Source organism: Sorangium sp. So ce426 (assembly GCF_051475585.1).
Lineage (GTDB): Bacteria > Myxococcota_A > Polyangia > Polyangiales > Polyangiaceae > Sorangium > Sorangium cellulosum_B.
This window is the reverse complement of record NZ_CP150341.1, coordinates 3,020,265-3,043,651: the sequence shown is the minus strand read 5'-3', so window position 1 is coordinate 3,043,651 and position 23,387 is coordinate 3,020,265. Positions and strand designations below refer to the sequence as shown.

Below are 23,387 nucleotides of genomic sequence, written 5' to 3'. Positions count from 1 at the left end.
ACGTGAGCCCGCGGGCGCACGCCTCGCGGAGCATCGCCGAGCCCCGGAACGCCATGCGATGATCCCGGGCCATGCTCGCGCGCCTCCGGGGTTGAACGCCGTGACCGACAGCCACTCCTTCTACCACGCAATCCCGCCGCCGGAGCCGCTGCGCCCGTTCATCCGCAGCCTCTGGATCTACGACAGCTACCGTCCAGAGCACCTCGTCGATCGGGTGCTGCCCACCGGGACGCTCGAGATCGTCATCCCCCTCGGCGGCAAGCGGCTCTCCTGGACAGAGCCGAACGGCCGCGACGGGACATGCCGCACGGCCCTCGTATCCGGCCCGCGCCAGTCCGCGTTCGACGTGCCCACGGCTCCTCAGGCGCGGCTCGTGGGGGCGCACTTTCACCCCGGCGGCGCGTGGCCGCTCTTCGGCCTCCCGATGGACGCCCTCACCGACCAGCACCACCCGCTCGACGATCTGCTCGGCGCATCCGCGCGCGATCTCGTGGAGCGCATCGACGGCGCGGCGACGAACATGGAACGGCTGGCGACGCTGAGCGCGTATTTCCTCGATCGCGCCCGGGCGCGCCGCGCGTCGCACGCCGCCGTGACCGCGACGGTCCGGCGCGCGGCGCGCGGCTCCACCGAGGGCGCGATCGCCGCGGAGGTCGCGGCCTCGGGGCTGAGCCACCGCAGGTTCATCGAGCTGTTCCGTCGCGAGGTCGGCCTGACGCCGCGTGACTTCCTCCGCGTCCAGCGGTTCCAGCGGGCGCTCGACATCGCCGCGCGGAGCGGGCGAGCCGGGGCCGATCTCGCCTACGAAGCAGGGTACTCCGACCAGTCGCACTGGATCCTCGAGTGCCGGAAGCACTCGGGCCTGACGCCGCGCGAGCTCCTCGCCAGGCAGCGGGGCGCGCGCCCCATCCCGCCGGCCGAGAGGGGTCAAATGCTTCCTATTCGCTGACCTGGCGCGCGATCCAGGCTGCGCGCATGCACATCATCTTCGGTTCCAGCGGCGTCGTGGGGAGCGCGGTCCTGGCGGAGCTTCACCGCAAAGGGCTGCCCGCGCGCGGCGTCTATCGTTCGAGGAGGCCGGCCCACCACGCCGGCGAGGTCGCGCGCGTCGATCTCGAGACCGGCGACGGCCTCGACGCGAGCCTCCGCGGGGCGACGACGGTCTTCCTCGCGACAGGAGACATGCTCGATCAGGTCACCGCCGAGCTGCGCGTGGTCGAAGCGGCACGGCGCGCCGGAGCCCACCGGCTCGTCAAGCTCTCGATCATGAGCGCGGAGAGCGAAGCGTTCTTCTATGCGCGCGTCCATCGCGCGATCGAGCGCGGGGTCGAGGCCTCCGGGATCGCTTACACGCTCCTCCGGCCAGGCGGCTTCATGCAGAACTTCATCAACTACTACGGTCACGCGATCCGGACGGAGGGTGTCCTCCGCCTGCCGTGCGAGGACTTCGAGGAGAACGTCATCGACGCGCGCGACATCGCCCGCGTGGCGGCCGAGTGCCTGTCGTCGGACCGCTTCGAGGGCGAGGCGCTGACGCTTTGCGGGCCGGAGCCGCTCTCGTACGCGTCGATGGTCGCCGAGATCTCCGGGTCGACCGGCCGGAAGGTCACCTTCGCGTCGATCTCGGCGGAGGCGTTCCGCGCGGCGATGCTGCCGTATGCGGTATCCCAGGAGCACGTCGACGGGATCACGGCGATGCTCCGCTTCCATCAGGAAGGTCGGGGGCCGAAGACGAGCGACGCGGTGCTCGACGTGACCGGCGCTCGGCCGCGCTCCTTCGCGGAGTTTGCGCGCGAGCACGCGTCGAGCTGGCTCCCGTAGGGCTGCGGCGAGCTTCCCGGGCGAGGTCGTCAGGGGCGGGCGCCCTCGCCTTCTGGTCGGTCCCAGCGACGTGTCGGCGACACCTGTGGTGCCCTCGACAGCCGCCAACGCTATCCTGCGGGCATGTCCGGAGCCGCTTCCGCCCGTCGCCTCGCCATCGCGGACGATCTGTTGGCCATCCCCGAGCGCGAGCGTTTCCACGAGGTCATCGGTGGCGAGCTCGTTCGCAAGGCCATGTCCCCGAAGAAATCCACAGCAGGGAAGACAACCCACAAGGGCGTGAGGGGCGCAAGAGGAAGTCAAAAACCATCGCGCCTCTGGTCCCTTGCGCCCCTTGCGCCCTTGCGGTTGAATCTTGACGTGATCGATCCTCTGGGATCGGTCTCGCGGTCCGCGCAACAGCCACGGTGGCTACCGATAGGCCGACCTCGTGGCGAATACGGGCGCGCGGCCTCCGCCCACGTCAGTCGCCGGCGAGCTCGAACGCGCCTTCGCACACCGCGTCGATCGAGAGGGTAGCGCCGTTCGCCAGCGTCAGCGTGTCGCCGGCCTCCAGCACCCGGTAGCGCCAGGAGCCATCCGCCTCGCGACGATAGTGCTCGACCCGCGCAGACGTCTGCGAAACGAGAACGTAGTCGGTCAGCGAGGCGAGGCGCTGGTACGCCGCCCACTTCTTGCCGCGGTCGTGGGGCTCGGTGCTCTGCGAGAGGACCTCGACAAGGATGCACGGGTTCGTGAGGACATCGCTCGTGCCAGGTTCCGTGTCCACGGGGCCGCACACAACGACCGAGTCCGCATGGACGTAGCGCTGCCCTTGCTCGGCCGAGATCCGCTGATCGGACGTCAGCACATGGCACCCCTTGCCGCGAACGGCCGCTCGAAGCTCCGCGATCATGGCGCCTGACAGCAAGTTATGCCGAGGGCTGCCACCCGCCATCGCGAACACCTCGCCGAGATGGTACTCGTGCTTCGCAGGCTGGCTCCGCTCCCACGTCAGGTACTCCGCGGCGCTCATGTTCCGCATCGCGGCGGGATCACCCATGGCGCCGAGCCTAGCGCGACCCCGCATGGGGAACCAGCCCCGGGGAGGCTCCCATCACCCTGGGTCGCTGAGCTCATCGGCTCGGGCGAGGACGCGCGCGATGGCTGCGCTCGCCCTGGTCACGAGAGCACGGTGCGTGGGCAGGGAGGACCGATGTCGGGATCGCCCCGCCCTACGGGACCACCTCGATCCACTCCGACGCTCGCACGGTGGTGTCGGACTTCGGATCCATCCAGAGGAGGCTCGCTCCGAGGACACCGGTCCGGCGGTTCCGGGCGAAGGTCACGGGCGGCGCCGGGCCTGCGTCGAAGTCTCGCAGCCGCTCGAGCGCCGCGATCAGCCCCTCCCGCGTCGCGTGGGCGCCGGCGCGCTTCAGCGCCTCGATCGCGATCTGCGCCGCGACGTAGGCGCTCGCCTGGACCCCGAGCGGCCCCGGCGCCACGCCCGCCCGGCGCAGGAAGGCCCGCAGCGCGTCCTCCGAGGCCCGCTCCCGCTCGCCCAGGGAACCTGGGTGCAGGAACAGCACGCGGCCCGCGAGGTCGCGGGACAGCGCCCCGGCGTGGCCGGCGATCGAGCCCGCCGAGGCGTAGATCGGCACGGCCGATCCGGCGGCGTCCAGCGCGGCCCGAGCGCTCGCGAGCTCTGCGCCGGGGCCCCAGAAGAGCACCGGCTTCGCTCCATGCACACGCGCCGCATCGGCGACGTCGCGCGGCGAGAGGCGGCCTGGCTCGAAGGGCAGCGTGGAGAGCGGCGGGAGCTCGCGATGGGCGGCCTCCTCGCGCGCGCCCGACGCCCAGGCCTCGCCAGCGCGGTCGCGCGTGTGCACGACCAGCGCGGCCGCAGCCGCGTTCACCGGAGCACCGGCGAGGTGCTTGACCGCCACGCGGGCCAGCACGTCGGGCCCCGGCAGCACCTGGAACACCATGTCGTCGGCCCCTGCCGCGACATCCCGCGCGCGGCCAGGGGCGCCGCCGGCCAACCCGGGTGCGCCCGCCACCGGGGCGCCGCCGGCCAACCCGGGTGCGCCTGCCCCGCTGGCCAACCCGGGTGCGCCTGCCCCGCTGGCCAACCCGGGTGCGCCCCTCAGCGCCAAGGGCCCCACGAGCGGCGCCCGCTCCTCCGAGAGGCGCGCCCGCAGCGCCGGATCCCCGTCGAAGGCGCTCCCCACCAGCGCCAGCACGCCCCGGTCCAGGAGGCGCGCCGTCGCCCCGGCCTCACCCGACGGCCCGGCGCTGTCCTCCACGCGCAGCTCGAGCCGCCGCCGGTAGATGCCGCCCTGCGCGTTCACCTCGGCGAACGCCGCCCTCAGCACGTCGCGCGCGGCCGCGCCCACCGGCGCATCCGGCCCGGTCAGCGGCAGCGCGGCGCCCAGCGCCACCGAGCCCGCGGTGACGCCAGGGTCCAGATCCCGGCCGACGCAGCCCAAATATTCAACAAGATCCGACAGATCCGCCTCTGCCAGGTGGTACCGCGGCATCACCGGGCTCAGCCGCTGCCCCGCGGGCCCTCGCCCCTCGCCGATCGCCGTCGCCAGGGCGGCGGCGGTCATCGTCCCGTCGCCTGTCCCCCTGCCCTGCCCTGCTCCCCCACCCCGCTCGCCGCTGGCCGCCAGGCGCCGCTCGGCCGCGAGCGGCGGTGCCGTGACGCCCCCCTCGGTCGTCCCCTCCCCGCTGGGGCCGTGGCAGCCCGCGCAGGCGGCCTCACGGCCGGAGAGCGCCGCGGCGCCGCCGGCGATCGCGCCCTCGATGGCCCGGCCGTCCTCGGTCGCGCCGCGCTGGTAGATGCGCTTGCCGCGCCGGGCAGCCGGCGAGAGCTCCTCGCACGACGCCGCCTCGCCCGCCGCAGGCGCGTGCGCCCGGGGCGCTCGCTCATCACGGCCGAGCGCCCACGCCGCGGCCGCGCAGATCCCCACCGCCGGCACCGCAGCCAGGAGGCGGAGCCGCGCCCTGCCAGGACGACGTGCCCCCGGCCTAGCCACCATCCACGCTCCGCGCCGCTGCCCCTTGCGGCGGTAGGAACGCCCGGACCTCGTCCGCGAGGCGCCCCGGCGGCGCGATGCCCTCGACCCGTGTCCAGCGGCCCTCCGCCTCGCGCCCGATGAGCGTGATCGGCGCGTGCCGCTCCTTGATCGGCGCGCGCCCCCCGAGCGCGTCCAGCACCCGGTTCACGCGCTCGCGCCGCCCCGTCAGGAAGGACCAGCCCTTCCGCCGGCCGAACTTCTCGGCGTAGGCGTTCAGCCGCTCCGGCGTGTCCATCGCGGGGTCCAGCGAGATCGAGACGAGCCGCACCTCCCGGTCCAGCGCGCCGCCGAGCTCGGCCTGGAGCCGGCCGAAGATGGCCGTCATCGGCGAGCAGATCGTCGTGCAGGTCGTGAAGATGAAATTGACGGCGAGCACCCGGTCCCTGGCGAGCTCGCGCAGGCGGACGGGGCGGCCGTCCTGATCCACGAGCTCCTCGTCCAGCACCTCGACGCCCGTCGCCAGCGAGGCGCGCACCTCCGCCGCGCCGTCCGCGGAGAGCCCAGGTGGCCCCGCGGCAGCGGCGACGTCCGGAGGGCGCCCAGGCGGCCCCGCGGGAGCGGGGGCGGCGTGCTCGCCAAGAGTCTCGCTCCCGCCCCCGCGGCCGCACGAGGCCGCGGCGAGCGCGCCGGCCAGGACCAGCGCTTTCGATGCACCGAGCAACAGGAAACGCATGTCGGCCTCACCGTGGGTCGTTGAGGTGCTGGACGGCGCGCGCGAGCGCCTCGGGCTCCTCGGTGGCGAACGCCTTCAGCCACATGCCCGTCGACGTGTCGCCGACGAGCAGCGTCATCGTGTGCTCGTCGGGCCGCTTCACCTGGCCGCCGAGGCGCTTCAGCACCGTGGCGACGTTCTCGGGCGTGCCGGTCAGGAAGTACCAGCCCTCGCCCGCCTTGAACTTCGCGGCGTACTCCTTCAGCGCGGCCGGCGTGTCGTTCTCCGGGTCGACCGTGATCGTCAGCATCGTCACCGCCTGCCCGCGCGCCCGCAGCAGCGCCTGCACGCGCGCGAGGTTCGCCGTCATCGTGGGGCAGACGCCCTTGCACGAGGTGAAGGCGAAGTTGATGAGCACCTTCCGGCCCCGCAGCAGCCCGTCGTAGAAGCGGTGCGCGCGGCCGTGCTGGTCGACGAGCTCGGTGTTGGTGAAGTACCGCGCCGCGGCGGCGTCGTCCTCCCGGGAGACGCCGCCGATCTTCATCCGCTCGACGCGCGGCGCCTTGCCCTCCGCGGGCGTGAAGCGCGCGGCCGAGAGGATCGCGAGCGCGAGGGCCGCCGCGGCGAGGGCCGCCCCGGGCCTCATCGCGCACCTCCGCCCTGCGCGCCAGCGCCGCGCGCGGAGACCCGCAGCGGGACGAACGGGAGCGCGCCGACAGGCGCCCCGCGCCCAGGGACGGCGGCGAGGAAGCGGTACTGGCCCGGCGCGGGCGGGGTGAACGCGACGGAGAACGTGCCGTCCCCCTCGGCCCGCGGCGCGCCGCGGAAGCGGTATCCGGCCGGGAACCGGACGACCATCACCTCGATGTCCTCAGCGTCGAGCGCGTCGAGCGGAGGGCCCCCTTCGCCGGCGGTCGCGCGGAAGCGCAGCGTCGCGGGCTCGCCCGCCGCGAGCCGCAGATCGGGCTCGAAGAGCGGCGCGATCGCGATGTCCTTCACGGGATCGCCCCCGCAGCCGGACGCGTCTGCCTCGCCGTCGCCCGGGGCGCAGCGCGCGGGCGCCACGGTCGCCTCGAGGCACACCCCCGTCCGCGGGCGGTCGAGGAGGAGCTCGACGTCGTAGAGCCCCCCCTCGCCGAGGCGCACCGTTGTCGCGTACACGCCCGGACGCACCTCCTTGAGCGACCTGTCCTCGACGAGGATCGATCGCGGCTCGCGGCCGTAGCTCGGCAAGGTGCCGATCGGGGCCATCATGCCCTCCACGTAGACGTAGAGCGCTTTGTCGGCCGGGCTCGCGACGAGGGCGCCGTTGCCCTCGGGCAGGGGCGCGATGGGCGTGGCGAGCGCGGCCGGCCCTGGCGGCGCCGCGGCGGCGAGAGGCGGGCCCTGGCCGACAGCGATGTCGACGAGGGGCGGGGCCGCCGGGCCGCCGAGGGCCGACCGGTCGACGAGCGAGACCCGCGCGGCGCCCCGGTTGCGGATGTAGGCGAAGGACCCGGTGAAGGTGACCGCGTCCGGCGCGGCCAGCCCGGTGAGCGTGTGCGCCACCGCGCCCGTCGCGCCGTCAAGAACGGCGACCTCGTTCGCGGACGGGTTCAGCGCGAACGAGAACCGCCCGCGCGGGTCGAACTGGAGCGCGCCGAGCCCGGCCTTCAGGGCGACGCGCCCGGCGACGGCGCGGCGCGCGACGTCGAGGATCACGACCTCGCCGCGCGCGGCGTTCGCCGCGTGGACCACGCCCGCTTCATCGCTCGCCGCGATGGAGACGACCCCCTCGCCCACCGCGATCTCGCCGAGCGGCTCGAGCGTCTCGCCGTCCACCACGGCCACCGACTCGCCCTGCTGGCTCGTGATCCACGCGGCGCGGCCGCCGCCGGTGAAGGCGATCTCGTGGTGGCCCGGGCCCACCGGGAGCGTCTTCAGCACGTCCGTCGAGCGGGCGTCGATGACGCTCACCGTCCCGTCGCCGTCGTTGCCCACCCAGACCGTACGCCCGTCGGGGGCGACAACGACGCGCGACGGATCCTGGCCGACGGGGACGTTCGTCCGGACGAGCCCCCGCCGCGTGTCGACAACGGCGAGGCCGTGCCCGCCCCGGAGCGTGACGTAGAGGCTCTCCCGGTCGGGGTGCATCACGAACGAGACGCCGCGGCCCGCGAGGCTGACAACGCTCCGGAGCTGCGTCCTGGCGAGGGCGACCTGCGGGTTGATGGCCGAGAGGGTGTTGTCCTGGTTCAGCGTCCAGAGGAGGTAGGCGTTCATGTCGACCTCGGGGCGCACGGACAGGAGGCCCGCCATGAAGCTCTTGATCTTCCCCCGGCACGCCGCCTCGTCCGGCACTGCGTCGACCGCGCCGCTGGCGAGGCTCGCCGCGGAGGAACCGCTGGCGAGGCTCGCCGCTGGCGCGCCGCTGGCGAGGCTCGCCGCTGGCGCGCCGCTGGCGAGGCTCGCCGCTGGCGCGCCGCTGGCGAGGCTCGCCGCTGGCGCGCCGCCGGAGAAGCGCGCCGCGGCGGCGCCGTCCGCCCCGGCGCGGCGCGACATCCAGCCGAGGGGCGTGAGGCCACGGACCGGCGCGCCCGTGGACGCGTCGGTGATGGTGAACTCGGCCACGACGTCGGAGCCCGCCACCGCCGCGGCCGGCGCCGCCCCGAGGCCGGTCCCCCCGCCCTGCTGGCCGCGATCCAGCGGCCGCAGGGCGAACGCGATGGAGAGCCCATCGCGCTCGACCCGGCTCTCCTGCAGGGGAGCCGCCGGCTCCTCGGGCTGCGCCGGCGGCGCGAGCTGCGCCGGCCGCTCGGCCCCCGGGTCCTGCGAGGCAGGGAGCGCCTCTCTCCGGCCGCAACCGAGCGCCGTCGAGGCGCCGAGCCAGGCCAGCGAGAGCCAGAGTCCGCGCGCGCCCATCGAGGCGCCGTCCACCGAGATCCGTCGCATCACAGGCCCCTCCTCCCGCTCACGGCTTGACCCGCCAGATGCCCCAGAGCCCGCCGGTGAGCATGGCGTTCGACTGGTCCATGTAGAGGCGATCGCCGGGGACATCGAACATGCCGCCCGACCTGAAATAGGGAGTCACCGTCCACGCGGTCATGGGGCCGATGCCGCCGTGCGCGCTCACGGCGAAGCTCTTGCTGTTACGGCCCTGGTACCGGGATCCCGAGCCTTGCGCCCACGGGTTGTACGCCCACTCCGTGTTCGAGAGCCCGAACGAGTGCTGGCGCCGGTGCCCCGAGGCCTGCAGCACCCGGAAGCGCACGCGGTCATAACGCCCCGCCGTGAAGATCGGCGTCGCCGGATCGCCGCGCCCCGCCGAGCTGAAGACGCCGCTGACGTCGAGGCCCGGGCGGGTGCCGAGAGGCGCGTCCGGCCCCACGCCGAGCCGCGCCCAGATGGGCTCGGCGCGGTAGTTGAACGCCTTGTGGCCCGTGAAGTCGGGATCGGGAGGGCCAGCGACGTTCGCGAGGGTGGCGCCGCAGCCCAGAGCCGGGTTGAGGCAACGGAAAGCCTCCTGATCCGACTGCAAAGGCACCTCGTCCTGGTAGAGGAGCACGAACTCGCGGAACCAGATCTCGGAGCCGTTCTCGTCCCGGTACTTCACCTGGGCCGCCGCGCGGGAGTCCCGGCTCGGGTACCAGACGGCGCCCTCCGGCTCGACGATCAGCGCGCCGATCCCCCCGTGCATCGGGTGGTTCACCACGTCCGCCATGTCCTTGAGGTTCACGGCGCCGAGCTCGATGGGCTGCCAGCGGACGTCTCCCCGCGCCGTCACGGAGATGTCGCCGGCATACCAGGTGTACGTCCGCTGCTTCCCGCGCTCGACCGTCTGATCGGGGTTTTCGCCCACGTTCGCGCCGTCGCTCGCCGTGACGTCATACGCCACGAGCTGCGGGTGCAGCGAGACGCGGTTCGACGGCTTCACCTGGTTGACGTTGAACCCGTCGACGATGGGAGCGTTGTAGTTCCAGTGAGGCGACTTCGGCGGATCCTCGGGCAGGTCGTTGACGAGCGTGACCTCGACGCACTCGCCGGCCGCCGCGCGCAGGACGAGCGGCTCGGGCGGGCGCGCGCCCGAGCGCAGGGCGGCCAGATCCTCCTCGAGCACGAACAGGATGGCGTTGGGATCGTGGAGCCCGTACGTCGGGTTGTACGTGAGGCGATCGCCCGGCAGGTTGCCCTGCGCGGTGATCGCGTGGACGACATACGCCCTCTTCTGCGCCTCCGGCGGGCACACCTCGACCTCCCGGCGCCTGCCCCTCGGCAGCGACGCGCCCGAGAGCGGCAGGAGATCCGCCTGCCGCTCGCCGTGGACGCGCAGGATGCCCCACCGCCCCTCCCAGAGATCGTCCGTCGGCGCGCCCGCATAGAGGTAGTCCGCGCCGCCCGCCGCGTTCTTCCGGAAGAGGGGCGCCGCGTCGAGCGCGAGGTCCGCCTGCTCCGAGACGCCGATGGCCTGCCCGTTGGCGTAGCCGCTGTCGGGATCGGTCGGCTCGTTCAGCCACTTCTTCCCGTGCACGGTGAACACGTGCTGCTCCGCCTGCGCGCCCTGGGTGAGGCGGATCAGCGTGCGATCGCCGTCGTACGCGCGGAGCAGCGGCGTCGCGGGATCGCCGTGGACGCGCGAGCTGAAGACGTTGTGCATGGCGCCGGCGTCGCCGCTCTTCTGGACGACCGCGCGCGTGCTGCAGTTGCGCTCGGCGATCCGGAGCGGGATCGGCTCGTTCCGGTAATTGATGAGCCCGACGCCCGAGTCACGCCACGAGATCGCGTCCGGGGTGGAGGGCCCATGGGTGATGGCCACCGGCAGCGGCGCCGGCGCCTGCGACGACGGGTTCACCGGCCGGCCGCACTCGTCGTAGACGGGGCCGTAATCGGCGATGCTCAGGTTGAACTCGCGGAACGGGCTCCGGGGGTCGCCCGGGGGAAACAGGATGTCGGCGCGGTAGCTCGTCGGCCCGCCGTCGCTGCGATCGCCGAAGAGCGCTCCGGTCTCCGGATCGCGCCAGATCGAGCCGGCCGGCTCGACGACGAGCCCGCCGTAGAGCCCGTGGTGCTGGTGCGACGAGGCCGAGAAGTGATCGTGGGTGAAGGCCGTGCTCAGCGCGCGGTCCTGGCCGGCCTCGCTCAGGATCGGATCGGCATACCAGCGCTGTGTCGTGGTCTGCGCCCCGAGCGACGGGCTTGCCATGCGCGGGTGGCGCGTCGGGTCGTCGAGCCGCACGCGCGCCCCGGGCTCGCCGCTCCTGACGCCGGCGGCGAGGGCCCCGCCGAGCGCGTTGGCCGCCTGGATGCGCGCCACCACCTCCTCCATCGCGAGGGCCCCGTCCTCGTAGTTGAAGCCGTTCGCCCCACCGTCCGAGGAGGTGACGTCGAACTTCACGAGGTGGATGTGCTGGCCGATGACGTCGGTGGGCGTGAAGACCTGGAAGTCGTCCGCCGCGAGCGCCGCCGGGATGAGGTTCGTCGCGTGGAACACCACGCACTCGCCGGATTGCGCGCGGATGAACAGCGGCTCCGGCGCCCTCGTGCCGTCGAGGGTGGCCTCGACGTCCTTCTCGAGGACGATCATGCGCGCCTGCGCGTCGTGCCAGCCGGCCCGGTTCACGGGGGCGTTGGTCTGGACGTAGGCCGCGCGGTAGGTGCGCACCGGCGCGTCCGGCGGGCACGGGTCCGCGAAGGGGGCGCCCGCGGCCGGCGGCTGGCCGTTCACGAGGAAGAGCGCCGGCTTGCCGGCCGCCGTGAAGGCCGGGTAGCCCTTGACGGGGAAGCCGTAGCGCTCCGGCGCGCGCACGGCGCCCGGGAACGCGCCCGCGTGGAAGTTGGCGGCCGCCACCTCCGACGGGGTGCCGTCCTTCGGCAAGAGCTGCACGTCGGCCCTGGAGAGCTGCACGTCGAAGAGGCCGCGGCCGCCGACCGCCGCGCCCCCCGGCGGGACGTTCGCGATGTAGTGGCGCGGGAGCCCGCCGTCATGCTCCATGTCGCGGGGCGGCTGCGACGGCCGGTGCCCGGCGACCGCGGCGACGTAGAACGGATAACCCGGCATGGGGTCGCGCTCCACGGTCTTGCCGTCGGCCATCCTGACCGACGTCCGCTCGTAGGTCGGCATCGGCGCCAGCGCGACGCCGGGGATCGGCACGACCGCGGGCGTGGGCGTCCCCGCCGCGAGCTCGCCGTCCGGGAGCGAGCGGTCCGGCGTGCCCGCCTCGAAGACGTCGTGAGTGCGCCAGAGCCCCCACATGCCCTGCGCGAAATGGGCATACAGGTGGCAGTGGAGGATGGCGTCTCCCACGGTGAGGTTGCGGTTGCCGCCTCCGCCATAGGCGATGTCATACGTGTAGGCGGCCCTCGGGCCGATGGTCTGCGAGTCGATGTACGCGCTCTTCTCGTTGCCCGGCGACCGCAGCCACTGGTGGCCGTGGAGGTGGAAGACGTGCGTCTCGCTGGGGCCGGCGTGGAGGTTCCTGATACGGACGGGATCCCCGAGGTAACCGTGGGATACGTTCGAGGGGTCGTCCGGATAGAGGGCCTCTGTCGCGTTGCCGGCGTCGTCCCGATCGATGTTCAGCGCCGGATCCCCGTTGACCCACGAGCTCAGGAAGAACTCCTCGAACTTGCACTCCTCGCAGCGCTTGCTCGGGCCGATCTTCTGCTTGTTGGCGAAGACGGCGCTGCCCAGGCTGGCGGCGCCGTAGTTGATGCCGAAGCCGGTGCGCACGCCGTTGTAGCGCGGGTCCGCCTGGTACTCCGCGATGGGCTGCACGACGCTCAGGATGTCGTGGAAGAGCACCGTGAACTCGCGGAAATAGCCCATGTTCTCGGAGGCGGGGGAGCCGGCCTCCGTCTCGTCGAAGCCCGCGATGATGGCGTTGACGTCGCCGTGCACGATCTCGCCGGCGTCGTCGATCATCTTCAGGATCGGCCGGCCGGACGCGTCGGCCGCGTCGTAGTCGATGCGCGGCGTGCCGTCCGGGTTCGAGGGGCTCAGGGAGGCGGCCGAGAGCTCGGCGGCCGTCACCTGCGAGCGGTACGCGACAGCGCCCGGCGGCTCGACGGTGACGGCGCCGTACAGCGTCTGGGAGACCCGCCGCCCGGGCCCGGGCTCCGAGCCGACCATGGCGCCGCCGCTGTGCATGAGGAACGTGCCCTCGCGGCCGGCGAAGAGCTCGTACCTGCGCGTCTCGCCCGGCGCGGCCAGCGAGCTCTCGTTGTTCCCGACGTCGCCTGCGAGCGCGTCGATGTTCCGGATCTGGAGCCCGACCACCTGGATCGAGGCGTCGCGGGTCGACGTGGAGGTGCTCGGCAGCGCGCCGGTCGCGGGCGTGAGCCAGTTGGTGAACGAGATGGAGAGCCTGTCGCCGGCGTTGACCCGCAGGACGAGGGGCCTCGGGCGCTTGCCCGGCCGCAGCGTCGCGTTGCCAGGACCGACGGGCCTCGACGGATCGGCGGCCACCACGTCCCGGCGGAGCGCGTACACCATGCCCCCGGGGTTGAACGCGCCGAGGCGATCGTAGACGAACATCTGATCTATGGCCACGACGTCCGCGAACACCGTCCTTCCAGACGCGGATGCATGGAAGTCGTAGCGCACCTCATCCTGGCTCTCCAGGACGCTCTCCTCCTCCGGAGGAGGCCCTTCGGAGCCCGAGCACCCAAGGACAGCCACACTCACCATGGCCCATCCGGACCGCCAGCGAAGCCTCATCAGCACGGGGATCTCCTTGCTCCTTTGGAGCCGAGCAGGAGCGCTCGCGTCGAACGCTTTTTGTATGAACGCCAGGCACGAGCACGCCGACGGATGCGCGCAACGCAATGCGCGGCCACCCGCCGACCGAAGCCTGGCAGTTGTAATAAAACTCTGTCTCCCAGCCCCCAGCTGGTCAAGAATCTTCGCGTTCAGGCCCCCGCCGAGCCGCGAGAACAGGCGCTGTTCCGAACAGACATGCGCGGGACACGCGCTGTCCCCGCGGCGGGCGGAGCTCGCCCCAGAGCGGCGGTTTCAGGCGTCAGAAGCCGACGCAGACGGGCTCGTCGATGCGCAGCACGGATTCCTGGTTGAAGCGAGCCTTGTATTCCTTGCGGATCGCGTCGATGGCGTCCGAGGCGACCTGGCCGCCGTCGTGGAGGAGCATGATCAGCCGGCTGTCCTCGCGGATGAGCTTCCCCGTCGTCGCGAGGTACTGGCCGTCGACATCGAACTGGGTGAGCCCGTCCTTGAAGCGCGGGGTGATCGCCGTGTCGACGAACTGCTGCCACTCCGCCTGCGTCACGGGGGGCAGCTCGAACCGGTCCAGGCCGAAGAAGAGCTCGGTGCGCGTCATCGGATCGCCGCGACCGCAGGCGGCGCCGGCCGGGCCGGGCGAGGGGTGCGCGGCGTCCTTCGGGGTGCCGTGGCACGCAGTGGTCGCGAGGGGCGTCGCGAGGGGCGTCACGAGGAGCACGGCGAGCAAGGCACGCGGGAGCGTTCGGCTGCGCATGGCGGCGGTCTCCGGGGTGAGGGCGTTCGGGCGCGAGGCGCGCGCCACCGTACCACGGCCCCACGCCGAGGGCGGGCGGACCCGGCAAGCCGGTCCGGCGCGGTCCGACGTCGCGCCGCGGAGGCCGGCCGGAGGCCCTAGGCGATGTTGTACGCGAGCAGCGCGATCCCCGCCGCGATGAGGACGATGCCGCCGATCTGCAGCGCCGTCAGCGTCTCGTGCAGGAAGTAGACGGAGAAGACCGAGATGAGCAGAAAGCCGCCCGACGTCATGATCGGATAGGCGATCGACAGGTTGATGCGCTTGAGCGCCAGGACGTAGAACAGGATGTTCGACGCGAAGAGCACGAGCCCCAGCACGAGGTGATAGTTCTTGACGAGCGCGAGGCCCTTCTCGACGAGGGACAACCCCTCCATCGAGGTGACGCGCCGCGACGCCAGCTTCATCAGGATGTTCGCTGTCGCGTTGAAGACGAGGGCGATGATGAGGAAGAGGTAACCTTGAGCCATGGCTGACGTGCGGCGAGCGCGCTCCCCGGGGAGCTCGCCGTGCCCGGGAGGGCACCGGCGCGGCGCGCAGCAGTAGCAGATCCGGGAGGATGGCGGGAACGACAAAGGGCGGGGCGAGGCCCTCGCGGCGCGGCCCCTCGGCGCCTCAGGCGGGCGGGGCGCCGCTCTCGTCGCCGAGGAAGCCCATCACGGTGGCCACGTCGTACGCGTTCTCCCAGTGCTCCGTGATCAGGCCCCCGCGGAAGCGCCAGACCCCGCAGAACGGCATCGCCAGGCTCGCGCCGCCGAGGTGGGCGCGCAGCACGCCGAACGCGGCGCCGAAGTGATCGTTGGCGAAGATGTGCTGCACGTCCATCCGCAGCGTGCCGCCGGTCATGCGGATCAGCTCGCGCTCGTGGGTGGCGGCGGCCGCCTTGCCGACGACGCGGCCGGCGGCCCTGTCGCGGCAGAGCTCCCGGTGCGCTGTGTGCAGGACCATGTCGTCGGCGACGAACTCCCCGATGCGCGACAGATCGGCGTAGAGGGTGCGCAGCTTCTGGACGTTCGGGTGGGCGGCGCTGGTTGGCTGCTGGGTGCTCACGGCGTCTCCTTCGTGTGGGCGGACCCCGATTCCGACGCCGAGGGACGCCACGTCTTCGCGGCGGCGGCGGCGTCCTCGATGGCGGCCAGCTCGCTCTCGTCGAGCTTCATGTCCGCCGCGCGACAGTTCTCTTCCAGGTGCTTGATGGACGAGGTGCCGGGGATGGCGAGGATGGACGGCGACCTGTGCAGCAGCCAGGCGAGGGCCAGCTGGGCGGGCGTCGCGCCGCGCTCCTTGGCGAGCCCGGAGAGGACGCTGCCGGGCTTGGCGAGGTCGCCGTGTCCCATGGGGAACCACGGGATGAACGCCATGCCGTGCTGCTCGGCGTACCGCAGCGCCTTCTCCCCCGAGCGGTCCGCGACGTTGTACAGGTTCTCCACGGCGGCGATCTCGGTGATCTCGCGCGCCTTGGCGAGCTGCTCCACGGTGACCTCGGGCTGCCCGGAGAGGCCGATATGGTGGATCTTGCCCTGCTCCTTGAGCCGCGCGAGCTCGCCGAGCTGATCGGCCAGCGGTACGGCCGGGTCGATGCGGTGGAGCTGATAGAGCTCGATGCGCTCGAGCCCGAGGTTCCGCAGGCTCATCTCCACCTGCTGGCGGAGGTACGCCGGACGCCCGCACGGGACGATGTACGGGCGCCCCTGGACGGTCCAGTCCTCCGGTCCGGAGCGCAGCAGCCCGCCCTTGGTGGTGATCACGAGCCCCGCCGGGTACGGATGGAGGGCGCGGCGGATGATCTGCTCGTTGGTGTCCGGGCCATAGGCGTCTGCGGTGTCGATGAAGTTCACCCCGAGGTCGACGGCGCGCCGCAGGAGCCGGACGGCCGCGTCCGGGTCGGCCGGCGGCCCCCAGTAGCCCGGCCCGGTCAGGTACATGGCGCCATAACCCATGCGGCAGACGGGACGGTCGCCTCCGAGCATGAACTTCAGCGACGGCGTCTTGAGCGATGCGTTGGTCATCAGCCTTCCCTTCCCCTTCTCACACGATTTTCATGGCAGGAGCGACAGGGCCGCTGTCACGCCGCGGAGGACGAACGCGCTCCGCCCCTGCTCTGGCCGTGATCGTTCACCCAGGAGCCGACGGCCATCTCCGCCGTGATCCCCGGGCCGAACCCCGCGATCACGCCGCGCGCGCCGTCGGGCATCGGCCTGTCCGCGAACAGGCGTCCCAGGGAGTCGAGCACCACCGCGCTCGCGATGTTGCCGTATTCCGTCAGCGTGGCCCTGCTGTACCGGAACGACTCCTGGGGCACCTCCAGGTACCTGCACAGATCGTTGAGGATGCGCGGACCGCCCGCGTGGACGATGTAGAAGTCGAGGTTGCCCACGTCCCAGCCGTGGCTCGCGACGAGCCGGCGCATCACGGGGGCGAGGGGCTTCATAGTCCCGGGGACCCGCTTGTCGAGCCGGAAGTGAAACCCGGTGTCCTTGACGGCGTACGAGATCCACTCCTCGGTGTCCGGGATGAGATACGCCTCGTTCCGCTCCAGCCGGATGCCGGTGCCTCCGCTGCCCCGGACGACGACCGCGCCCACCGCGTCCCCGAAGAGGCCGTCGGACAGGAGCGATCCGACGTCATCGTCCGTCGGCTGGTAGCAGAGGGAGCAGAACTCGCAGGCCACGATGAGCACGTTGGCCTCCGCATGCGCAGCGCAGAAGTCGTGCGCGCGGCTGATGGCCGCCGCCCCGGCCGCGCAGCCGAGCTGCGCCATGGGGATCTGGCGCGTGTCGTGCCTGAAGCCCATGGCGTTGATCAGATAGGCCGTCATAGACGGCATCATGAAGCCGGTGCACGAGACGAAGATGATGGCGTCGATGTCCCGCGCCGTGAGCTCGGCGTTCTCCAGCGCCTGCCGTATCACTGGCGGCACCCGACGCTTGGCCTCCCGTTCGTAAATTCTATTTCGGATCTCGAACCCAGGGTGAGCGAGCGCCTGCTCCAGAGGCTGCACGATGTGGCGCTTCTGCACCCCGGTGCCGTTGATGAGCCGCAGCACGAGCTTCAGCTGCGGGTTTCTCGCGTGCAGCCGCTCCGCCAGCTTCAGCGTGTCTTCCCGCGTGATGATGAACTCCGGAACCGCGACCTCCGGCCTGCACAGTGTGGCCATACTTCCCCCCTACACATGATGAACTCGGAACGTCCGCCGTCGGCCGAGCCGCAGCGAACGGCGCCATGGATCGGCACACGGAAGCAAGGACGTCGCGTCGATCGACCGCGCCGCCGGCTCTACAAAGCCCGGAGTTCCCTCCGGACGCCCATGGCGCCGCAGCGTCGGGCCGCCAACGATTCCATCGAATACCGCAGGAAACACACATCGTCAATGGAAGGCGTGCGATTCCTAACAAGCCCTGTCCGACCAGCGAACATCCGACTCGACATCCGTGCTCAACGTCGATTGTGCCTCATCCGCGCGCGATCTGCGTGCGATCTGCGCGCGTTCCGCGCGCGCGTGCGTCCGCGCTCCCCGGCGGAGCGCAGCGCGGGCGGCGGCGCCCCCCGCCCCGCGCGGCGAGCGCGCCAGACGCACCCGGGTCTGCCCCGGGCAAGCCACCTCTCGCGCTCGCGGCGGACGGCGCCCCCTGCGGGCGGAGCATTGGCGCGCACACTCAGAGTTGCAGTCTCGCGGGAGCGCCCCCTCGGCGTCGGCCGGCGGCGCGCGCGAACATGGGTGTTCGCGCGCGAACGACCGATGAAGTGATGCCCTTTATCGGAGCCCTGCTATCGTGGGGTCAGGGGCCGCTGTGGTCCGCCTCCACACTACCCCGGCAGGTGCCATTCCTGCTTTTTGCCGTCAACTTCGCCTCGCGACGTAAATCCACCGATGCCTGCCGCTGCGACGAGCGGCATGGGCTCGAGATGAACAGCGCCTCTCGCGCGGGGACGAAGGCCGAAGGACGAAGGCGAGAAAACCGTTAAACGACGACGGGGATCCACCGTGAGCGCGCACAACACGACATCGCTGCATACGGACAGCACGACGAGCACGACGACGCCCGCATCGGCCGAAAACCACGAAAGCCACGCGATCGACAGGCCATCGCTCCGGAGCGCAGCGCCTCCGGAGCGCGAGCCGACGCTGCGCCGAGCGCCCGAGGACGGCCAGGGGCGAGGCGCCGACACCCGGATGACCGCGAGCCTCTTCTCGACGTCGACATCGAAGACGCCGGGAGAGATCGACTCGGCGATGAAGATCCTGGCCAAGTCGGTCGCGCGGGAGCTGAGCAAGCATGGATATGGCCCTCGGGAGGCGATCGTCCTCTCGACGGAGCTCGTGCGGCTCATCTCTGCCGAGCTCGAGCACCGCAGGAAAGCGCACCAGGCCTCGCTGCCGAACGGCGCCGGCCACGAGCGGCTGTCGTAGGCAGGCACACCCCCATCGCAAGCGAGCGCGGGACCGCGCGCGGGCGGATCGCTCCCGGAGCGGACCGGTCCCTCGGCCCGGTCCCCTGCCGGGGTCTCCGAGGCCGGGGCGCGCCCCGGCCCGGCCGCGCCTTGTGGGATCACCGCCGCTCGGATAGGCTCCCGCCCGCTCAGCGCACCGGCGCGAGAAGGATGGATCCGGATGATCCGGCGAGAAGGAGCCTGCAAAGTGCAATTGCCTGTTTCGGGTGTCGCAGCGGTGAGCGCGAAGGGGCGCGCCGAGGCCTCCCCTCCCCGCGCCCTCCGGGCCGCTTTCGCCGGGCGCGGCCTGGCCGCGCTGGTCGCGTCTGCGCTCCTCGCCGGGTGCGGCTACACCGAGTTCGAATGGCAAGCTCAGCTCGACCGGTCCGAGCGCCTCCAGCGCGAGCTCGTGGCCAGCCAGGCGCGCGTCCGCCAGCTGGAAGAGCAGGGCCCGCGCGGCGGCGCCGCGGCCGATCCACACTGGGCGAACGATCCGATCTCGGGCCTCGACGTCGGGCCGGGCGCGACGCCGCCGCGCGGCGAGCCGGCCGGGGCCCGCCCGGCGCCGGAGCGCGACAGCGACGTCCTCAGGGCGTTCCTGCCGGTCGCCTCCGGAGACGTCACGGTCGCGCCGCGCGACGGCCGCGTGGTCATCTCGATCCCGAGCCGGGTCCTGTTCAAGGGGAACCGCGACGCGCTCTCCCCGGCGGGGGAGAAGGTGCTGAGGGACATCGCCGCGATCATCCGCAGCAACGAGCCGCTCAAGGGCCTCGACTACCAGGTCGTCGGCCACACGGCGAGCGGCACGCCTGGCGTGGCGTGGCGCAACGGCTGGGACGTGACGGTCGCCCAGGCGCGCGCCGTGCTGCTCTTCCTGGCGCAGCCCAAGGAGGCCGGCGTGCCCCTCGCGCGGCTCAGCCTGGCGAGCTTCGCCGATCTGCCGCCCGCCGACGCGGGCGGCGGCGCCCCGGCGCAACCGCAGGAGCCGCGCGTGGAGATCGTGATCGAGGGGACAGCGCAGCTCCCGGAGGGCCCCGCTCGCCCCGCTGGCGCGGCCCCGGCTGGTGCAGCACCGGCCGGAGCGGCCCCGGCTGGTGCGGCCCCGCCTGGCGCAGCCCCGGCTGGCGCGGCTCCCGCTGGCGCGACCCCCGCTGGCGCGGCTCGCCCGGCTGGCGCAGCACCGGCTGGCGAGCCTCGCCCGGGCGGTGCGACCCGCCCGGGAGCCGGCACGAAGGGCGGGGACGACACGTATCCGTGAGCGCGGCTCGAGGGCTGCCGCGGCCTTCCAGCCGCGGCGAGCACTTCATGCGCCGCGCAGCGCGTCGACCCTTCTCCTGAGCGCCCCGGCGTCCCCGATCTCGCTCAGCAGCGCGCGCACCGCCTCCGGGGCGGCGGCCGCCACGGCGTCGCGGACCTGCGCCCGCAGCCGCCGGCCGCTCGCGACGAGGTAGGCCGCCGCGAGCGCCGCGGCCACCTCCCCGTCGGCGCCGCCGCGCTGGAGGAGCGACGCGGCCAGCGCGCAGAGCGCCTCGATCGCCTTGGCGATCTGGGCGCCGTAGATGGGGTGGGCCGAGTCGACACCCTGGTCATGGCAATCCGCGAGGCACAGGGCCGTGCTGGAGAGCCGGCCGAGATCGGTCGAGTCGCCGCGCTCCCACAGCCCGGACGCGAGCTGCTCCTCGAAGAGGCGTCCCAGGCCGTCGCCCTGGGACGGGCCCCCGTCAGGAGCGACGCTCGGCGCCGGCGCGGCGGCCGGCGCCGGGGCCGGCGGGGGCACGTGGTGCGGCGGCGGGGGGCCGCCCGGCGCGGCGGCGGCCGGGGGCGCGACCCAGCTCGCCGCCCGATCCCGGTCGGCCGAGCCGCCCGCGGCCGCGGCCCCTGCGCTCGGCTGGAAGAGCTGCTTGGCGCGCGCCAGCAGGCCGCTCGCGGCCGGCGCCGGCCTGGGCGGGCCGGCGGGCGCCGCGGGAGCGGGCGCAGCGAGCCTGGACCTCATCACGACGGGGCCGCCCCGCATCGGGCCACCCCCGCCCATCGACATCGAGGCGTACACGGCGGCCGGCGCCACCGGACCGCGGTGGCTCGACATCCCCCACCCCGCCGGGGCGCTCACCGGCACGGGCCGCGCCTCGGGTTGCCCGTGGGCGCGCCGGTCGCCCGTCCGCCGCTCGATCACCACGAACGACGCGTGCTTCGACGCCACCCGGTGCCGGACCGCGAGGTCCACGATGCGCTTCCGCATCACCTCGGCGCGCTTGCCGGAAAGCCCGCGCTCCGACTCCTCGAGCTCCCGCACCCGCGCGCCCGCCCACAGCGCCTCGAGCCCGGGCCGCGACGCCTCCGCCGCGAGCTCGACCGGCACCTCGACGAGGAAGCGCTCCCCGCGCAGGGTCCCGCGGAGCGAGAGCCGCCCCATCCCCGGCTTCCCGTAGCGGCCGTAGAGCACCCACGGCTCCCCGTCGACGAGCGCTGGACGCTCGGCCGGCGCGAGCTCGCCGACGTCGATCCCCTCGAAGCGCGCCTCGAGCCCTGTGACCCGGACCGCCGTCGCCCGCGCGAACTGCGCCGTGACCTTCTCGTCGATGCGCTCGCCCGGGTGGATGAACTCCGCCGCGCCCTCCGTCCGGCGCGCGAGATCGCTCACCAGCACGTCGCTCACGTTCGTGCCGATGCCGAACGCGTAGAACCGCACCCCCTTGCCCCGCTGGACGACGCGATCGACGATCTGCGCCTCGTTGCCCACCTGACCGTCCGTCAGCAGCACGACGACGCGGTCTCGCTCCGCGTCGCCGAGCATGTCCACGGCCGCGAGCAGCGGATTCAGCATCTCCGTCCCGCCGTCCGCGCGGAGGCCCTCGACGAACGCGTCCGCGGCCTTCAGGGTCGCCTGCGTGAACGGGGCGAGCGACGGATCGAGCGCCCGGAAATCGCTGGAGAACGCGATCACCCCGAACCGGTCCCCCTCGGCGAGGTGGCGGAGGCACAGCCGGAGCGCGCGCTTCGCCTGGTCGAGCGACTCACCCTGCATCGATCCCGACACGTCGACGACGAACACGACGTCGCGCCGGGAGGAAGCCCGCTTCGCGTGTGCATGCGTGTGCGTCTCGTCGAAGAGGTCCGGCACCACGGTGAGGGCGAAGGTCCCCTCCTGGCCAGGGGTCCTGTCGCACACGACGCCTGCCTGCACGCCCGGCGCGCCCGCCGCGAGCAGCACGATGTCCCGATCGAGCGCGGCCTTGTCGTTCCGGAGCGAGACCCGCTGGCGATACCCCTCTTCGCGGCGCACCGAGAGCGCGTGCGAGGGGCTCTCGATCGCGACGTCGCGCCCGAGATCGAAGACGATATCCACGGTGATCCCGTAGTCGACCCGCGCGATCCCGGGGGAGATGCGGTCGGCGTCGGGCACGTCGCCCGTGGGCTCCTGGACGCCGTGCGCGGTCCGGTCGCCCCCTGTCGCGCCGGGGATGTAGCGGGGCGCGACGAGGGTCGGGATCATGAGCCGCAGCGCCCCCTCGTCGGCCGTGAGCGCCTGCACGAACGCGACCTCGACGACCGTCTCCTCCCCGGGCAGGAGGTTGCCGACGCTCGCCGTGAACACGTTGCGCCGCTCCTCGTCGAGCAGCGCCGCGCCGTGGCCGGTGGCGATGGCCTCGTCGTAGGCCTGGAACGCCGCTTCGCGTTCCTTGACCTCTCCCTCGAGCCTGCGGCCGGCGCACTCCATGGCGAAGCCGGCGATGCTCGCCTCGCCCGGGAGCGGGAAGGTGTAGATCGCCTCGATCGGCCGGCGCTCCTCGTTCCTGTAGCGCTGCCGCACGACGAGCCGCGCCGCGCCGCCGAGGACCTCGCCCGAGAGGGAGACGCCGAGCAGCGGGACCGGGTGGCCCTCGGAGGTGCGAAGACACGACATCGGCGACGGGTGCGAAGGATCGTGGGAGGGGTTCATCGCGAGCCTTTCGGGGCAAGGGTTGTGTAACGAGACTCGATATCGAGGGCGATGCGCCGCGAGCGCTCCGGGGCGTCGGTCCGCACGTGGAGCTCCACCCCGTCGGCGATCTCGACCCGCTCCCAGTGCGCGCCGCGCGGCGCGCCGGCGGCGGCGGCGGGGGGCGGCGCCGCGGCGGCCTCCTCCGGGGCGGCGCAGCGCGCCTCCAGGCCGTGCGGCGGCGCCCCCGCGGCGATTCGCTCGATCTCTTCCAGGTCTGCGCCAGCGAGGCGCGCCTGGATCTCCTCGAGCGGCAAGTGCGCCTGCTGGAGGACCCTGATGGCGCGGAGCCGCGCGAGGTGCTCTCGCCCGTAGGAGGTGTCCTTCCCGCGGAACTCCGGCGCCGGAAGGAGGCCGCGCTGCACGTAGTACCGCACCGTGCGCGGCGCCACCCCCGCCTCGCCCGCGAGCTCGTCGAGCTTGTACGTCATCACGAGGGGCATCCTGCATCGAGACACTACAACTGTCAAGTATACAGCTATAGTTCCTCCGCGCACCGGCATCTCGAGCGGAAAATTGAACAGGGAGGCGGGGAGACGGGGAGATCTGGGATTTTACTCCCCGCCTCCCCGCCTCCCTGTGAATTTTCCCGAATAAATTCGAGTGGATGCTTCAGAGAGAATGGCGCGAACGGCGAACGCGAGCTCACAGGCGTAGCTGGTCCCTGACGCTGCGCTCGCGCCGCAGTCCTTCTCGAGCGGCGACTGCGCGCCTGCGTCGGTGACGCCCGACGCGAGATCCTCCTTGAGCACGGAGACACAGGTGTTCAACGACCGCGGGTCGAGCCTGGTCCACGTCAGCTTGCTGGGCGCCGCGCGCTCGGCGCGAGCGTCGTCGGCGCTCGCGAACCTGTGCAGGAGCTCGATGCCCTGCGTCCCCAGCGGCCTTCTTATCTGGCCCTCGTTCGACGTCAGCCCGACGTAGACCATGTGCCCCGC

18 protein-coding genes are annotated in these 23,387 nt (G+C 72.8%); 4 read left to right on the top strand and 14 right to left on the bottom strand.

The window, feature by feature from the left end; translation table 11 throughout:
- Positions 1-100 precede the first annotated feature (100 nt).
- Together WMF44_RS11625 and WMF44_RS11620 are read left to right on the top strand one after the other, a co-directional pair.
- Entirely contained in the window at positions 101-949 is an 849-nt protein-coding gene (locus WMF44_RS11625; protein ID WP_437299193.1) for an AraC family transcriptional regulator, read from the top strand.
- Between the two features lie 26 nt (positions 950-975).
- Positions 976-1,821: an NmrA family NAD(P)-binding protein gene (locus WMF44_RS11620; RefSeq protein WP_437299192.1), complete on the top strand. Its 846-nt coding sequence runs from the start codon at positions 976-978 to the stop codon at positions 1,819-1,821.
- 463 nt (positions 1,822-2,284) lie between these two features.
- Here the strand turns inward: WMF44_RS11620 and WMF44_RS11615 are convergent, their stop codons facing one another.
- From WMF44_RS11615 to WMF44_RS11565, 11 genes are all read right to left on the bottom strand, one after another.
- A complete protein-coding gene (locus WMF44_RS11615) occupies positions 2,285-2,863 on the bottom strand; it encodes a Uma2 family endonuclease (RefSeq protein ID WP_437299191.1) in 579 nt (192 codons plus the stop codon).
- Between the two features lie 172 nt (positions 2,864-3,035).
- Entirely contained in the window at positions 3,036-4,844 is a 1,809-nt protein-coding gene (locus WMF44_RS11610; protein WP_437299190.1) for an ABC transporter substrate-binding protein, read from the bottom strand.
- Positions 4,834-5,556 carry an SCO family protein gene (locus WMF44_RS11605; protein ID WP_437299189.1) on the bottom strand — a complete coding sequence of 241 codons (723 nt, stop codon included), beginning with the start codon at positions 5,554-5,556 and terminating at the stop codon, positions 4,834-4,836. Before WMF44_RS11605 ends, WMF44_RS11610 begins: the two co-directional genes overlap by 11 nt.
- A 7-nt stretch (positions 5,557-5,563) precedes the next feature.
- Positions 5,564-6,181 carry an SCO family protein gene (locus WMF44_RS11600; protein WP_437299188.1) on the bottom strand — a complete coding sequence of 206 codons (618 nt, stop codon included), beginning with the start codon at positions 6,179-6,181 and terminating at the stop codon, positions 5,564-5,566.
- Positions 6,178-8,466: a YncE family protein gene (locus WMF44_RS11595; protein ID WP_437299187.1), complete on the bottom strand. Its 2,289-nt coding sequence runs from the start codon at positions 8,464-8,466 to the stop codon at positions 6,178-6,180. The genes WMF44_RS11600 and WMF44_RS11595 overlap by 4 nt, the downstream gene beginning before the upstream one ends.
- Before the next feature lie 19 nt (positions 8,467-8,485).
- Positions 8,486-13,198, bottom strand: a complete 4,713-nt coding sequence (locus WMF44_RS11590; RefSeq protein WP_437299186.1) for a copper oxidase — start codon at positions 13,196-13,198, stop codon at positions 8,486-8,488.
- 331 nt (positions 13,199-13,529) lie between these two features.
- Positions 13,530-14,000 carry a DUF3574 domain-containing protein gene (locus WMF44_RS11585; protein ID WP_437299185.1) on the bottom strand — a complete coding sequence of 157 codons (471 nt, stop codon included), beginning with the start codon at positions 13,998-14,000 and terminating at the stop codon, positions 13,530-13,532.
- A 137-nt stretch (positions 14,001-14,137) separates the two neighbouring features.
- Positions 14,138-14,509 (bottom strand): DMT family transporter, encoded by a 372-nt coding sequence (locus tag WMF44_RS11580; protein WP_437299184.1) that lies wholly within the window; start codon positions 14,507-14,509, stop codon positions 14,138-14,140.
- Between the two features lie 145 nt (positions 14,510-14,654).
- On the bottom strand, positions 14,655-15,041 hold the full coding sequence (locus WMF44_RS11575; RefSeq protein WP_437301553.1) for a nuclear transport factor 2 family protein: 387 nt from the start codon (positions 15,039-15,041) through the stop codon (positions 14,655-14,657).
- Between the two features lie 44 nt (positions 15,042-15,085).
- Entirely contained in the window at positions 15,086-16,048 is a 963-nt protein-coding gene (locus WMF44_RS11570) for an aldo/keto reductase (RefSeq protein ID WP_437299183.1), read from the bottom strand.
- A gap of 56 nt (positions 16,049-16,104) precedes the next feature.
- Entirely contained in the window at positions 16,105-17,196 is a 1,092-nt protein-coding gene (locus WMF44_RS11565) for a type III polyketide synthase (protein ID WP_437299182.1), read from the bottom strand.
- An 828-nt stretch (positions 17,197-18,024) separates the two neighbouring features.
- Here WMF44_RS11565 and WMF44_RS11560 point away from each other — a divergent pair.
- Together WMF44_RS11560 and WMF44_RS11555 are read left to right on the top strand one after the other, a co-directional pair.
- Positions 18,025-18,450, top strand: coding sequence for a hypothetical protein (locus tag WMF44_RS11560; RefSeq protein WP_437299181.1), 426 nt, complete (start codon positions 18,025-18,027; stop codon positions 18,448-18,450).
- Positions 18,451-18,678: 228 nt separating this feature from the next.
- A complete protein-coding gene (locus WMF44_RS11555; RefSeq protein WP_437299180.1) occupies positions 18,679-19,728 on the top strand; it encodes an OmpA/MotB family protein in 1,050 nt (349 codons plus the stop codon).
- A 45-nt stretch (positions 19,729-19,773) separates the two neighbouring features.
- Here WMF44_RS11555 and WMF44_RS11550 read toward each other — a convergent pair whose 3' ends face one another.
- From WMF44_RS11550 to WMF44_RS11540, 3 genes are all read right to left on the bottom strand, one after another.
- On the bottom strand, positions 19,774-22,410 hold the full coding sequence (locus tag WMF44_RS11550; RefSeq protein WP_437299179.1) for a VIT domain-containing protein: 2,637 nt from the start codon (positions 22,408-22,410) through the stop codon (positions 19,774-19,776).
- Positions 22,407-22,880 (bottom strand): helix-turn-helix domain-containing protein, encoded by a 474-nt coding sequence (locus tag WMF44_RS11545; protein WP_437301552.1) that lies wholly within the window; start codon positions 22,878-22,880, stop codon positions 22,407-22,409. The genes WMF44_RS11550 and WMF44_RS11545 overlap by 4 nt, the downstream gene beginning before the upstream one ends.
- A gap of 123 nt (positions 22,881-23,003) precedes the next feature.
- Positions 23,004-23,378 carry a hypothetical protein gene (locus WMF44_RS11540; protein WP_437299178.1) on the bottom strand — a complete coding sequence of 125 codons (375 nt, stop codon included), beginning with the start codon at positions 23,376-23,378 and terminating at the stop codon, positions 23,004-23,006.
- Positions 23,379-23,387: the final 9 nt, after the last annotated feature.

Bases quoted from the DNA above. Each gene is read 5' to 3' on its own strand.
- WMF44_RS11545 (WP_437301552.1), bottom strand. From the start codon at position 22,880: ATGACGTACAAGCTCGACGAGCTCGCGGGCGAGGCGGGGGTGGCGCCG.
- WMF44_RS11540 (WP_437299178.1), bottom strand. From the start codon at position 23,378: ATGGTCTACGTCGGGCTGACGTCGAACGAGGGCCAGATAAGAAGGCCG.
- WMF44_RS11580 (WP_437299184.1), bottom strand. From the start codon at position 14,509: ATGGCTCAAGGTTACCTCTTCCTCATCATCGCCCTCGTCTTCAACGCG.
- WMF44_RS11610 (WP_437299190.1), bottom strand. From the start codon at position 4,844: ATGGTGGCTAGGCCGGGGGCACGTCGTCCTGGCAGGGCGCGGCTCCGC.
- WMF44_RS11615 (WP_437299191.1), bottom strand. From the start codon at position 2,863: ATGGGTGATCCCGCCGCGATGCGGAACATGAGCGCCGCGGAGTACCTG.
- WMF44_RS11550 (WP_437299179.1), bottom strand. From the start codon at position 22,410: ATGAACCCCTCCCACGATCCTTCGCACCCGTCGCCGATGTCGTGTCTT.
- WMF44_RS11565 (WP_437299182.1), bottom strand. From the start codon at position 17,196: ATGGCCACACTGTGCAGGCCGGAGGTCGCGGTTCCGGAGTTCATCATC.
- WMF44_RS11595 (WP_437299187.1), bottom strand. From the start codon at position 8,466: ATGCGACGGATCTCGGTGGACGGCGCCTCGATGGGCGCGCGCGGACTC.
- WMF44_RS11605 (WP_437299189.1), bottom strand. From the start codon at position 5,556: ATGCGTTTCCTGTTGCTCGGTGCATCGAAAGCGCTGGTCCTGGCCGGC.
- WMF44_RS11620 (WP_437299192.1), top strand. From the start codon at position 976: ATGCACATCATCTTCGGTTCCAGCGGCGTCGTGGGGAGCGCGGTCCTG.
- WMF44_RS11600 (WP_437299188.1), bottom strand. From the start codon at position 6,181: ATGAGGCCCGGGGCGGCCCTCGCCGCGGCGGCCCTCGCGCTCGCGATC.
- WMF44_RS11590 (WP_437299186.1), bottom strand. From the start codon at position 13,198: ATGGTGAGTGTGGCTGTCCTTGGGTGCTCGGGCTCCGAAGGGCCTCCT.
- WMF44_RS11570 (WP_437299183.1), bottom strand. From the start codon at position 16,048: ATGACCAACGCATCGCTCAAGACGCCGTCGCTGAAGTTCATGCTCGGA.
- WMF44_RS11585 (WP_437299185.1), bottom strand. From the start codon at position 14,000: ATGCGCAGCCGAACGCTCCCGCGTGCCTTGCTCGCCGTGCTCCTCGTG.